At 38.5% G+C, this 13,146-nt stretch carries 12 protein-coding genes; 6 read left to right on the forward strand and 6 right to left on the reverse strand.

All coding sequences use genetic code 11. The annotated features are described in order from the left end of the window. Positions 1-44: 44 nt before the first annotated feature. The 6 genes from B9T33_RS06990 to ispH all read right to left on the reverse strand — a co-directional run bounded on the left by B9T33_RS06990 (position 45) and on the right by ispH (position 8,113). Positions 45-4,382: a pilus assembly protein PilC gene (locus B9T33_RS06990; RefSeq protein ID WP_086178218.1), complete on the reverse strand. Its 4,338-nt coding sequence runs from the start codon at positions 4,380-4,382 to the stop codon at positions 45-47. A 17-nt stretch (positions 4,383-4,399) separates the two neighbouring features. Beyond that, complete coding sequence (locus tag B9T33_RS06995) at positions 4,400-5,086, reverse strand: pilus assembly protein PilX (RefSeq protein WP_086178219.1); 687 nt, start codon at positions 5,084-5,086, stop codon at positions 4,400-4,402. Then, positions 5,086-6,081, reverse strand: a complete 996-nt coding sequence (locus tag B9T33_RS07000) for a PilW family protein (RefSeq protein WP_086178220.1) — start codon at positions 6,079-6,081, stop codon at positions 5,086-5,088. The genes B9T33_RS06995 and B9T33_RS07000 overlap by 1 nt, the downstream gene beginning before the upstream one ends. Continuing rightward, positions 6,071-6,559 (reverse strand): type IV pilus modification protein PilV, encoded by a 489-nt coding sequence (pilV, locus tag B9T33_RS07005; RefSeq protein WP_086178221.1) that lies wholly within the window; start codon positions 6,557-6,559, stop codon positions 6,071-6,073. Before pilV ends, B9T33_RS07000 begins: the two co-directional genes overlap by 11 nt. A gap of 17 nt (positions 6,560-6,576) precedes the next feature. Next, positions 6,577-6,999: a pilus assembly FimT family protein gene (locus tag B9T33_RS07010; protein ID WP_086178222.1), complete on the reverse strand. Its 423-nt coding sequence runs from the start codon at positions 6,997-6,999 to the stop codon at positions 6,577-6,579. Positions 7,000-7,162: 163 nt separating this feature from the next. Continuing rightward, positions 7,163-8,113 (reverse strand): 4-hydroxy-3-methylbut-2-enyl diphosphate reductase, encoded by a 951-nt coding sequence (ispH, locus tag B9T33_RS07015; RefSeq protein ID WP_086178223.1) that lies wholly within the window; start codon positions 8,111-8,113, stop codon positions 7,163-7,165. Positions 8,114-8,247: 134 nt separating this feature from the next. Here ispH and gmk point away from each other — a divergent pair, with 134 nt between their 5' ends. From gmk to bfr, 6 genes are all read left to right on the forward strand, one after another. Further along, positions 8,248-8,871, forward strand: coding sequence for a guanylate kinase (gene gmk / locus B9T33_RS07020; RefSeq protein WP_086178224.1), 624 nt, complete (start codon positions 8,248-8,250; stop codon positions 8,869-8,871). Between the two features lie 76 nt (positions 8,872-8,947). Next, positions 8,948-9,229, forward strand: coding sequence for a DNA-directed RNA polymerase subunit omega (gene rpoZ, locus B9T33_RS07025; protein ID WP_086178225.1), 282 nt, complete (start codon positions 8,948-8,950; stop codon positions 9,227-9,229). Positions 9,230-9,448: 219 nt separating this feature from the next. After that, positions 9,449-11,557 carry a RelA/SpoT family protein gene (locus B9T33_RS07030; RefSeq protein WP_086178226.1) on the forward strand — a complete coding sequence of 703 codons (2,109 nt, stop codon included), beginning with the start codon at positions 9,449-9,451 and terminating at the stop codon, positions 11,555-11,557. Positions 11,558-11,612: 55 nt separating this feature from the next. After that, positions 11,613-11,996, forward strand: a complete 384-nt coding sequence (locus B9T33_RS07035) for a RidA family protein (protein WP_086178227.1) — start codon at positions 11,613-11,615, stop codon at positions 11,994-11,996. A gap of 218 nt (positions 11,997-12,214) precedes the next feature. Then, positions 12,215-12,409, forward strand: a complete 195-nt coding sequence (locus tag B9T33_RS07040) for a bacterioferritin-associated ferredoxin (protein ID WP_086178228.1) — start codon at positions 12,215-12,217, stop codon at positions 12,407-12,409. 253 nt (positions 12,410-12,662) lie between these two features. Continuing rightward, positions 12,663-13,127 (forward strand): heteropolymeric bacterioferritin subunit Bfr, encoded by a 465-nt coding sequence (bfr, locus tag B9T33_RS07045; RefSeq protein WP_086178229.1) that lies wholly within the window; start codon positions 12,663-12,665, stop codon positions 13,125-13,127. Positions 13,128-13,146 lie beyond the last annotated feature (19 nt).

Raw genomic sequence — 13,146 nt, forward strand, 5'->3', positions numbered from 1 at the left:
TATGCGTTCGTATTAAACTAGAAAAAAAGTTCATCTCTTTACTCCTAGCGTGTTTCATACCAACGCAATTGTCTTAAATTTGCGGTCGTACTAAACAATTGACATTCAGGCAAGTTTTTATTTGCAGTAACTTCACAATCCACACTACCCGGACGTGGCACTACCAAGCCAGTATTATCTTTATTATTGTTATGACCTAATCCAAGGCCAGAACCTAAAATACCAGCACCTATTTTAACTTTATTAGGTTCACCTGATGTTGTTGTTGCAAACGGACATTTTCCTGTTGGTAAGCAGAACTGATACACATAGGAATCACCTTTAACACCAGCACCACAATTACCACCAATACCCGTACCATCGCGATGGAATACGTTTACATAGAGCATGCTATCCAGTGCATAAAGTTCATTCATGCCTTTATACACACCTGCCTTGTCAGAATAAGTATATTTCCAGCCATCGTTATCGGCGACAGGAACACCATCATCCATTACATGATTTAACGATTCTAAGGCTATATTATTCGTTACAAGTGTCAATTCATCATATAGTGCTGGTTTAGCAACATCTTTGTCATAAACAACAAATACACCATCATCTGCACTAACTGTAGACCCATTATGGTTTGTTCCTGTAGCACCGACTAAAGGCTTACTTCTATTCCCTGAGCTAAAAGCAACTGCGGCGATATAGCCATTGTTACTTTCATGAATCGATACACTTGGCATTTCATAGAAACGTGGGCTTGCACCACCCGCTGCATGCTCATCAAATAAGCGAACAACGCGTTTAGCAAAGTTAGCTTTTTTAGCATTTTCATCTGTACCCGTTGCAAGATTGTTTAAATCAACACGGAAGCCTTGCCCTGCTAAATCGCCAAAATAAAGATTATCCACTAAACCATCATTATCACGATCGACTGCATTAATCTGACTCACAACACTGTATTTCATATTGATATTTGCGTCGCTCGCATCAGTGAATGCCTGAGCTCCTAAGGCTTTTGTAGCATTTGCGCTTGTCCACCACAGTAAATCACCCGTATCTGCATCAAACATATAAACACCAGCACCACCACCGTTGGTTGTAGTTTGATTGTAATCAGCAGCTTCATAACCTGCATCATAACCACCACCTACAAACATCACTGGACGTTTTTCACCCCCAAAGTTTACATAAGCCAGCGTCGGTTTAGACCAACTTTGCCCCATGTAATCTAGTGCTTCTACAGACACAGTGGAGCCAGATTTATATATTTTCGAGCCTGTTAATTTTGGATCTATATGGAATTTCAAGCTAGGCTTATCTAAGTTAGTAAGGTCCAATGCATAGTAACTGTTACCGCCCATGCGCAGACCACCATATACCCACTGTAAGCCTTTGAGTGCTAAATCTGTGTTTGTACCACCATCACTTGTCTTATCGGAAGTTTGAACTGTTAATGAACCATCCTCTTTTGAAACATATTGAGTATACGCAGTCCATGGTGCATCAATCCCATAAAACAAATTAGCAGATCCGCCAGTGGTCGATTTTTCAGCTAAAAATGCATCTCGCTGCCTTTCCATCATCTCATGAGGAGCAAATGCAAATTTTTCTTTACCTGTTTTAACATCTACAACATGTAAAAGCCCTTGTGAGCTACCAAAGAGCAAATAATCATCACGATCTGTTGTATCTAATGCGCCCGTTGCAACATCAACTTTAATTGCACCACGTTGGGTAAGTAAAATTGGTGTTGAGTGCATTACTGTACCAAACTGACGAAGTTCAGTAGCAGAAGACAAACTATTTAAGGTAATTCCAGTTGCATTAGCAGCAACGTTGTAACCCAACAAGTTCAACCAATAATTTTTTTGTGGATCATTAACAAATGAGGCGTTCGTACCTGTACCAAACAATGCATTTACATTTAATTCTTTTAGAGAATTTGTTTCATTTGCGGTATATGGCGTCGACGAACTAATCTCTCTATTGGTAAAAATAGTCCGTCGAACATATGCTTCACTCTCCGAATTAAGTGCGGTACCTAAAGCCAATTGACCGAGCACGCCTCCGCTCCAAAGTCCGTTTGCATTTGAGTTAAGCGAACCATCGTCTTTAATCAACTTAATAGTATTAGAACTATTATAAAGTTGGCCATTATGGATATTATATTTATTAAGATTACCCATCCACAAACGGTATTCCGCCTGGGGCTTTGGTGTAAATGATGCGTAATAACCATAAGGTTGGATTGTTAATGGATTTAAGGCATCTTGCGGTAGTGTAGGTGAACCTGTTGCAATAGGTTCAAAATCAGGGGTTACATTAGTGACGAATTTTATAATACTATTTTTAATATCATCCGCATCTTCAGCATAGTAGAAACCACCATCACCATAGGCTGAGCTTCCCCATAAACATGCATTTTTTGCATCATCATTGGGTGCACTTGCACAATTATATGTATCATCTGTATTTTTTGTTAAACCTGAAAAAGAAGAACCAAAACCAACGACAGCCGTTTTAATTTTCATTCTGCCGGGATTTTTGGTCGGATCTAAAATCTTCTTCGAGTATTCACCAATATATTCCCAACCACCTGTTTCACCAGAAAATAGATTTGATTTTAACCTAGGTGAAATTAACGTTCCAGTTCCAGATGGCTTACCTTTAAATTCATAATCCACTGAACTTAGAGTTGTATTCATAATGGCTTGTGCCATATTATCTTTTGTTGAGTTAGGAGCTCCATCTGTTAAAAAGTAAATCCCATTACCATTACATGTATTTGCACTTCCTGCTGGATGATATTTACCTGTAGATATATTCTTACTATTTTCGACTGAGTACCTGTAACCACCTACCAAATTATCAGTGTAAGAATCTGCTAAATTAGTACTTGCTTTTTCAACTAAAGCAAATGGATTACTCCTGTATGCAACAATGCCATATGCCGAATTGTTTGCATATGGTCCCCAAACCTTACCTACTATCGGCTCAATATCCAATGGCTCTTGATCCACCTTCATCCAACCACCATAACGCCAACCTGCAGGCAACTTACTTAATGTCTCCCAACCACTAGTCATTTCACCATTACTAGAGACACCAGCCGCTTTTAAAGCATTTTTAAAATTAGTCTGCCCTACAATTTGAATCCAACCACCATTTCCATCTGGTCTAAAAACCGTTCCACTTTGATTACTATTTTGATAAACGCCATTTACAACATTGGTACTAACTGTTTTATTGCCAGCATCTACACTTGGCCAATTATTAATACATTGCTTAACATCATTTGCTTTACCTGAAATTTTAAAATCAGAAGAAGTTAAGGCATTCGCTCCTGTTGTAAGTTCTACACAAATAAAATGCACTTGATCATATGGAGAATTAACATTCTGCATAGTCATTGAACCATCATATATCCACTCTATGGCGGTTAAAGATGAATGTGAATTATTAACCCCCGTTGTGGTACCCATCATATAAGCTCCAGCTTCAGCATAAGCTTGAACAGCAGGTGTACCGCCAGCAGTTTTATACTGCTTAGTTCCTAAAGGATATAAATTACTAGATTTACGCAATATATTTGATACGTATTTTGTATCACTAGTTGCAGAAATATATGACTCACCATCTACACCCAAACTTACCTTTTGCCTCCCATTCCCATATGTTTTATTATCCAACGATTGAAACGATGCCACTTTCTTAGCCAACTCAACACGATGGCCATAATCAAGCTCATGGTTTTTTACTAAAATAGCACCTGAATGTCCGTCAATTAACTTTAATTCAGAACCAGATACATTTAGCCCAGTTTTTGCAGAAAATTGCCCCAAACCCATTACGACCTTATCTGATAAATCATTACCAGCCAATAAAGGAATTATTGCATCCTTTAAACGCGACAACCGATCATACTGCCAATTAACACCATTAGTACAACCACGCAGATAATATGTAATTGTAGTACTCTCGTTAGAGTTTTCAGAATTTACAATAGTGACAGTTTTAGATATTGCCGTAGCGTTTGTAGAGGTTGTTTCCGCCTTTACAGGAATAGAATTTTGAAATCCTGCTAAATTATAAGTCCAAGCTTTAAAATTTCTAGTGCCACTTCCTGTTTCTGAAACATCTGTCCTACTACATAAAGATGCCCCATCAACATCTCCAGGACTTCCCCAAAGATAATTCTTAGGCATAACCAAAGAACTAATCCCCATACTCCCTGAAGTATCTAACATTAGTAAAATCGAAGTTTGCCCACCAGTCGCATTTGTATAAATATCAATATCACTGGCTTGCGTTGCCACACTTTGACATAGTGCCAAAGTCATCATCATTGATACCGAAGCCGAAAGTATATTTTTTTGATATAACTTTTTCATCACTAAATCCTCTTTCCTTACGATACCAATTTTGGCTGACCGCCAACGACATAATCAGAATGTTGCATATTGTATGGAATATTTAAGCCATCAAAACATGCTGCTACTTCTGAACTTTTCTCTTTAAAGCAAGCCTCAATATCAGCTTTAGATGCAGCAGAAAAACTTGGTAGTATAGAAATTACTGTTGCACCAATATTATTGGTGCTTGATGGAACTGGACTTTGACCAACACTGGTACCCTTAGGAACACTACTAAATGGTGCTTCGGTCGTTGTATTTTTAGTTAAATAAATTTGGGAAATAACAGCTGAACGCCCCATTGAAAACTGATTTGCTTTACAAAATCCACTGACACCTTGCTTAGTCGTTGAACCATCTGCAGAAATTGCACTTGCTTTAGACAACTTAAAAAAACTACTTTCACTAGCTCTATAGCAAAAAACCAATTCATCTTTTGCATTCGCCGCAGAGTTAAAATAAGCAAACATGCCATCTAATGCCATTTGTCTTGCAATTTGATTTGGGTTTTCAATATTAAATAATGCTGAGTCAGAATTCCCCATAAGTAGCGAATTAACCTGGCTATTCGTAGCAATTTTAAGCCCCAAAATACCCGACTTCACCGCAATTGTTCCTATTAAAGTAATAATGACTAAAATAATTAATACTGTAATTAATGTCGCACCTTTTTGTTGATTCATTACGATGCCCCCAATGTATTACGAATGGCAACAACTTGATTTACAGCTTGGCGAAGATATTTTTTGTTTAATGCCTCATCACCTTTTAAAGTCACATTCTGTCCTGCCACTTCAAATGTCTTTTTTGTATTTAGACTTGCATCTGCCCCAATTGTGCCAGTCGAACGAGATAATACGCCAACATCAATTGAAACCACATTTAAATAAGTCTTTGTACAAGATGTCGCATATTTATCAGCCTCACAAGGCTCGGCATCTAAAATACCATTCATCTCATCTTTATAATCACTTATCGTCATATATCTTAAGTTTCCAGCTGGATTCTTAACACCTAAACGTATTCTAAATGCATCCACTCGTTGCATAATTTGTTGTGCATTCGCGCCCAAACCATCTATCGTTGTGCTAGTCGATTCGTAAGAACCTGCATCACAATACAAAGAATAAGACTTTGGCTCCCCTGCAACTTGTTGTGGTGTTTCAGCTACAAAATAGCGTTGTACAATAATCTTTGATGAAGCATCGTCAATATCATTCCCTTCGCAATCTGTGATTATTTCTTCCGCAGGAACATATTGCATTGTAAATTGGTCACTATTCCCCGAAGTATTATCAGCATCATTATTTTGTGCAGTCGCATATTTACTTTCTAAATCACTAAAAGCAGCTAAAGTGGTTGGAAGATTTTCTTTAGTAAAAATGACACCTGAACCATTAGTAATATTGTTGACGCGCTGAGAAGACAATGTATTTAGATTTGTATGACGAATATCATGCGTAACTACAGATAAGCCAAAATTCGCATTTTGTTGTAATTCGCCCATGCTGTTTTGTAAATTTAAGGATCTCGAGCTGCTAAAGAAGATAGCTAAGCCCGCAGCAACGATGATTAGCCCCAATGCCAATGCAATCATAAGCTCGATTAAGGTGAAACCAGCATTTACTCGATTACCATAGGTCGAGTGATAAGAAGTCGTATGTCTATTAGCTCCCATAGTTATAGACCTCCATAATGATACATTGTGCATTTGGGATATATGCGGCACCGTTTGTACAGTCTGTTGCTGCCGTGCCATTTGTTGCTGTAGTACCACCCCATGCAACATATACACATTTACGAACCAATGTTGAGCCTTGGCAATTTAAAACATTCATATTCATACCTAAATCGGTAGCATGTTTACTTACTTGCGCATAGTCGTATTGAGCCATTTCCGTAGGTGTACAAAATTCTGCAGCACATTTTGTTGCCGCACTCTCATCACTTTTATAGTCAAGTAGGCCTTCACGATTCATACGCATTCTTTCTGCCAAATCACGTGCAATATTAGTTGCTTGAACATTCATACTGGCTTCAGTCGTTGCTGTAACAGCTCGAATTTGTAATGCAACAAAACCCAATACTGCGATACTAAGCAATATAAGCGCGACCAACACCTCAATCAAACCAACACCTTTTTGAGAATTTATCATTATATTTTTCCCTAATTTTAGGTTGGGCAACTGGTTAAAGATTTGTTGTACACGACTGTTCCACCTTTTTGTACAAAGACATAAGCTTTTAATGTTGAATCACTTTTGTGCGAAAAAATAAAGCACTCTGCATTATCTGTTTGACCTAAGCGTTTAAATGTTATCGACGTCTCACCACTATCTTTTTGAATATAAGACGGCTCCCAAGTTTTATATGAATCAGCAACCGTTGCATTTACAGCTAAAATCTGTGGTTTCTGCTTAAAAATGGCTTCCGAACGAGTTTCAGCCAACAGGTCAATAAAATCACGAGTATCTGTCGTTAACTGATAATTTCGAACTAAATTAATAAATGAAGGTGCAGCCATCATGGCAATAATCGCCAATACAGCGATCGTCACCATCAACTCAATTAACGTAAAACCTTTATTTTTCTGCATACTCCCCCCAAGGCACCAAAACTTTACCCTATTAAAAATAATATCTAATAATTTTACAAAACCAACACAAATAAGGATAAATGGCATAAAAAAACAGATAATTGCCAAAAAGCAATTATCTGTCAATTCTTAAAAAAATTCAGAATGTTAAGCGATTAACACTTTAAGCCTGAGTTACAGGAATACGTAACTCTTTTGGCAAACTAAATGTAATATTTTCTTCACGCCCATCTAGCTCTTGTGGTGCTTTTGCCCCCCAATCCTGTAAACGCTGAATCACTTGCTTAATTAAAATTTCTGGCGCAGATGCACCTGCGGTGACACCAATTTTAGTCTGATCATTAAACCATTCTTGTTGTAATTGATCGGCATTATCGACCAAATAAGCATGTTTCCCCATACGCTCAGCGAGTTCACGTAGTCGGTTTGAATTCGATGAATTTGGCGAACCCACAACCAACACAACATCACATTGCTCCGCCAAATCACGCACCGCATCTTGACGGTTTTGTGTGGCATAGCAAATATCATCTTTGCGTGGGCCTTGAATTTCAGGAAACTTCTGACGTAAGGCATCAATCACCTTCGCTGTATCATCTATAGATAGTGTAGTCTGAGTAACGAAAGCTACTTTTTCTGGATTTCGAACATCTAAATCAGCAACATCTTGTTCATCTTCAACCAAATAAATTGAGCCACCATTTTTGGTGTCATATTGCCCCATTGTACCTTCAACTTCTGGGTGCCCTTCATGCCCAATCAAAATTGCTTCAACACCTTCACGCGCATACTTAGTGACTTCTATATGTACTTTCGTGACCAGTGGACATGTCGCATCAAACACTTTTAAACCACGGCGTTCCGCTTCTTGTTGTACCGCTTTAGATACACCATGCGCACTGAAGATCACGATATTGTCATCCGGCACTTCATCAAGTTCATCGACAAAAATTGCGCCACGTTGACGAAGATCATCCACGACAAATTTGTTGTGCACTACTTCATGACGTACATAAATAGGCGGGTTAAAGCATTCAAGTGCACGGTTTACAATCGCGATAGCACGATCTACCCCTGCACAGAAACCACGTGGATTAGCTAAAACAATTTCCATAGAATCCTCAATGCCCACTCATTTTTTACGGGTATCACTTGAAATAAATGCAAACAATAGACGTCTGACTATTTTGTTTGGCGCGCGTCTACTCTAAAATAGAGAAGATATTTTATCATATCAGGAAAAATATCATGTCGGGTCTCTTGTTTGTCGTTTCTGCTGCTTCGGGAACAGGCAAAACATCCCTCGTTAAAGCCCTGCTTGAACGTGTAAACAATTTACATGTCTCTGTTTCTCATACGACTCGTGGTCAGCGTCCTGGCGAATTAGATGGCGTTCATTACCATTTTGCAAAAAAAGAAGACTTTTTAGCGCTCGTAAATGAAGGTGGTTTCATTGAATATGCAGAAGTTTTTGGCAACTACTATGGTACTGCTCAGCGTACTGTAAAAGACCAATTGGCAAAAGGTCATGACGTTTTACTTGAAATTGATTGGCAAGGTGCTGAACAAGTTCGTAAGCTTTTTCCTGAATCTAGACAAATTTTCATTCTCCCTCCAAGTCAGTTCGATTTGCGTCAACGTTTATCCAATCGCGGCACGGACTCTGTTGAAGTCATTGAACATCGCTTAAGTTGTGCGGTTGAAGATATGCAGCAATATGTCAATTTTGACTATGTCATTATTAATGACGACTTTAATAAAGCATTGCATGATCTTGAATCTGTGATTATTGCCAATCGCCTTGTTTTAAAACAGCAAGCAACTCGCCATGAGAACTTGATTCAAAAATTAATCACGCCCAGTGATCAATGATTAAAACTTGAGTCTATAGACAAAGCACCTTATACTGCACAGTCTGTTAAAAATTTATATTCAAACGAGAATTCTTATGGCACGCGTAACCGTTGAAGATTGTTTAGACCATGTAGACAACCGCTTTGAGCTTGTACTAGTGGCAAGCAAACGCGCGCGTCAATTGGCACGTCAAGGCATTGAACCAACTGTAGAATGGGATAATGACAAACCAACTGTTGTTTCACTTCGTGAAATTGCAGCTGGTCACGTTTCTAAAGATATTTTGAAACAACGTGAACAAGACTACCAAACTTCAAGTTTAGATCTTGCACTTTCTGCAAATAATCTCAACTTAGATGGTTTTTCTTTCCAATAAGATCAACCAGATAAAAAAAGCCTAGTTTTTAACTAGGCTTTTTTTATGGATTGTCTTTAATATTTTGCTCAGAACAGTTATAACATAAGCTTAAGAAGTGCTAAGCAACCCAAAAAAGATTTTCATTTTTTTCAATAAAAAATTGACAAGTCATTCAATATGCATTTCATTAAAGCATTAACCGTTCCAATCGTAATATCAGCAGTAAAAGGGTGTTCTATGCCAGGCCCAATGGTCAGCCAAGCCAAGCAACAGTTAAATGCAATTATCGACGCTTACCTTTCCGTAAGTGATGTCGAACGTGTGCTTGTAGCTTGCGACTATGCAGATACTGCCCATGACGGCGTGGCGCGTAAAAGTGGCGAACCCTATATTTTACACCCGATTGCCGTCAGTTGTATTTTGGCACATATGCGTCTTGATGCTGAAACACTCATGGCAGCCCTACTACATGACGTGATTGAAGACACCGAATTTACCAAGCAAGATATCACTGAAAAATTTGGACTGACTGTAGCGGAATTGGTTGATGGCGTAACCAAACTGAGTCAATCGAGCGATAAAGAATATAATAAAGCAGCATCCTTCCGTAAAATTCTGCAAGCGACTCTACAAGACCCACGTGTCATTATTATTAAATTAGCCGATCGCTATCATAATATGACAACCTTAGGTGCTTTACGCCCAGATAAACGTGCGCGTATTGCACAAGAAACATTTGAAATTTTTGTGCCGATGGCACGTTTAGTCGGCATGAATGAAATGGCCGACAACCTTGAGCATCTGTGTTATCAAAATCTTGATTTAGATATGTATAACAATGTTCAAGAAGCTTTATTACAAACCAAACCAAAACGCTGCGAATATCAAACCAAGTGGGAAAATAATCTCACCACACTACTCGAACAACACCAGATTACAGGTCGAATTAAAAAGAAAAATAATAATATTGAATTACTGCGACACTTTGTTAAAAACGATATCGATTTACAAGAACTCACTCACAGCCATGCTTTTGAAATTATTCTACAAAGCATTGCTGACTGTGACCGTCTAGCAGAGATCCTGAAAGAAAGCTTTAAAGTTCTCAGTTATGCGGATCATATTCGTCGCCCCCTTCCCGGTGGGAACCAATCTTTGATGCTGCGTCTAAAAGGCGAAAAAACTACGCTTTCTCTAACCATTCAAACTGAATTGATGCGTAAAGCGGCTCGTTTCGGCGTTGTGTTGGGTGAAAATGCTCCTCAAGCCTGCCGCTCCGCAATTCAAGCATCAATGCAAAACCTCAACGTGCTGGTTGATGGTGAATGCGCAAAAACCACTTTTAGTGAATTACTAGATTATCTACATCAGGAAAAAATTTGGGTCTATACCCCACATGGTCATTTACATGAATTACCACAAGGGGCAACTGCTGTAGATTTTGCCTACTCCGCAAGTTTGTTTCTTGGAAACCATGCAGTGGGTGCAAAAATTAACGGTGAAACTAAGCCACTATCCACCCCATTACTCAGTGGTCAAGTGATTGAAATCATCACGGATGTACTTGCAACACCAAATCCTGATTGGCTCAGTTTTATTAATACGCAAAAAGCTCGTCGGGCATTGCAAAATATCCTGCGAGATCAAGACCAAGACGAACAGCGTCTTGTGGGTCAACAAGCATTAAACCGTGCGTTAAAGCTATTTAATCGTTCCGTCAGCGACCTTAGCCTTGCAGACTGGGAAAATCTCCTCAATTGGCGTCATTTAAATGACAAAGAACAATTATTTGAACAAATTGCGGTTGGAGATCTACTCCCACAGCTGGTTGCCAATCATTTATTTTCCCAAGATACGATTCAGACATCAAACAATTCATCACGCTTAATTTTAGGGACAGATGGCATTGATGTGAAATACGCACATTGCTGCAATCCTGTATTGGGCGACCCTATTCAAGGTCATCTTTCACGTCGCGGTTTAATCGTACATCGTGCACGTTGCCATAATTTACTGCATGAACAACAGCAACATCCTGAAAATATCATGCCATTACAATGGACAACTGAAGATAGTGAAGATATCAGCTTTACTGCTTACCTTTGCTTAAACATGTTATTAAATGATGAACAAATTTCAGAACTAATTTATTTATGTCGTAAAGAAAAAGTCGGTGTTGAAACTGTTCGATCGCACGAAGATAAAACTTACGTTAATATCGTTGTACACAATCGTAAACAAATTGCCGAAGTTATCCGTAATTTAAGAATGCATTTTGGCTTCCCTCGTATCAGCCGTTTGGCACAACCCATTGCCATAACTGAATCCGCGAAAGTAGCCAGTTAACAAGAGATAAGACAAATCGTTTGACTTATCTCTGAGATGATAATAGGAGAAATAGATGTCCCGCCAAGTAATTCATACTGAAAATGCACCCGCTGCAATTGGTACGTACTCACAAGCCATTTTAGTGGGCGATACTTTGTATTTATCAGGACAAATTGGCTTGGATCCATACAGCATGGAATTGGTAGATGGCATTGAAGCTCAAATTCGTCGTGTATTTGATAATTTAAAAGCAGTGTGTGAAGCCGCTGGTGGCTCTTTGGCCGATATTGCAAAACTCAATATTTTCCTAACTGATCTTTCAAACTTCCAATTGGTCAATCAAATTATGGGCGAGTATTTTGCTCAACCCTACCCTGCACGTGCCGCACTTGGTGTTGCGAGCCTACCCAAAGGTGCTTTAGTAGAAATGGATGGTGTGGTTATTATTAATCAATAGCTTAAAACACAAATTCTCTAAAATAAGTTTTGAAACTTAATTCTATACAATCTATCAATCTTGCGCGTTAATCTGAGCAACACTCAGATTTCCGCTCAAGTGGCATTTTTTATTCAAAAACCCAATCACATTAAATGTTTTTTTAAATGATTTTTATTGACAAACGATAATAATTATCAATAATATCACTTATCCCATTATTCATTTGGTTTACTTTCATGTACGTTTGTTTGTGCCGTGGTATTACCGATCAAGATATTAAAGATGCTATCGCCAATGGTGCTGAAAGCTATCGTGACGTACGTGATATGCTTGACCTTGGGACTTGCTGTGGTCGCTGCGCACCTGAAGCACGCATGATCATCAGTGACGAAGTTTCCCAAATCGCTGCACGTATTGCTATAGCCGCTTAACATCAATTTTAAATCCCCCAACAACCATAATTATAAATTTAATGGTCTTCGACCATTCCTCCTCCCCCGCTTATGACTCTAAGCGGGTTTTTATTTGCAAGCACTTATATCATCAGCTCATTGTTTTGATTGTGATTTTCATTTGCTGTTCTATAAAACACTCGCAAAGTCGCCTATTGTTGTTTAAGATATTTCTAGTCGAAATTAAATTTTAAATGAATTCATTTAAATACATGCAGTTAAGGAGTCTGACATGAAAGGCAATCGTGATGTAATTAATCAGTTAAATCAGGTGCTTTATCATCATTTAACTGCGATCAATCAATACTTTCTTCATTCACGTATGTTTAATGATTGGGGCATTGAACAACTGGGTTCTGCTGAATATAAAGAATCGATCCGTCAAATGAAGCATGCCGACAAAATTATTGAACGTATTCTATTTTTAGAAGGCCTGCCAAACTTACAGCACCTCGGTAAGCTGTATATTGGTCAACACACGGTTGAAGTACTGAATTGTGATGTGCGTAAAGTCAAAGAGAATATTGAGTCTATACAAGCCACTGTGAAGCTTGCAGAAGAACAACTGGACTATGTGACGCGCGATTTAGTTCAAGAAATTTTAGAGAAAGAAGAAGAATGGTTGGATTGGACAACAACCCAATTAGACTTAGTTGAGTCTGTGGGTATAGAGAATTATATTCAAAGTCAGATTTAAAATTATAAAAAAACCCGCA

Origin of the sequence: Acinetobacter sp. ANC 5054 (assembly GCF_002135295.1) — a bacterium.
Lineage (GTDB): Bacteria > Pseudomonadota > Gammaproteobacteria > Pseudomonadales > Moraxellaceae > Acinetobacter.

What these genes read in the sequence shown, in the direction of transcription:
- B9T33_RS07000 (WP_086178220.1), bottom strand. Translation starts at nt 6,081, where the DNA reads ATGGGAGCTAATAGACATACGACTTCTTATCACTCGACCTATGGTAAT.
- B9T33_RS07040 (WP_086178228.1), top strand. Translation starts at nt 12,215, where the DNA reads ATGTACGTTTGTTTGTGCCGTGGTATTACCGATCAAGATATTAAAGAT.
- bfr (WP_086178229.1), top strand. Translation starts at nt 12,663, where the DNA reads ATGAAAGGCAATCGTGATGTAATTAATCAGTTAAATCAGGTGCTTTAT.
- B9T33_RS06995 (WP_086178219.1), bottom strand. Translation starts at nt 5,086, where the DNA reads ATGAATCAACAAAAAGGTGCGACATTAATTACAGTATTAATTATTTTA.
- pilV (WP_086178221.1), bottom strand. Translation starts at nt 6,559, where the DNA reads ATGATAAATTCTCAAAAAGGTGTTGGTTTGATTGAGGTGTTGGTCGCG.
- B9T33_RS07030 (WP_086178226.1), top strand. Translation starts at nt 9,449, where the DNA reads ATGCCAGGCCCAATGGTCAGCCAAGCCAAGCAACAGTTAAATGCAATT.
- gmk (WP_086178224.1), top strand. Translation starts at nt 8,248, where the DNA reads ATGTCGGGTCTCTTGTTTGTCGTTTCTGCTGCTTCGGGAACAGGCAAA.
- rpoZ (WP_086178225.1), top strand. Translation starts at nt 8,948, where the DNA reads ATGGCACGCGTAACCGTTGAAGATTGTTTAGACCATGTAGACAACCGC.
- ispH (WP_086178223.1), bottom strand. Translation starts at nt 8,113, where the DNA reads ATGGAAATTGTTTTAGCTAATCCACGTGGTTTCTGTGCAGGGGTAGAT.
- B9T33_RS07010 (WP_086178222.1), bottom strand. Translation starts at nt 6,999, where the DNA reads ATGCAGAAAAATAAAGGTTTTACGTTAATTGAGTTGATGGTGACGATC.
- B9T33_RS07035 (WP_086178227.1), top strand. Translation starts at nt 11,613, where the DNA reads ATGTCCCGCCAAGTAATTCATACTGAAAATGCACCCGCTGCAATTGGT.
- B9T33_RS06990 (WP_086178218.1), bottom strand. Translation starts at nt 4,382, where the DNA reads ATGAAAAAGTTATATCAAAAAAATATACTTTCGGCTTCGGTATCAATG.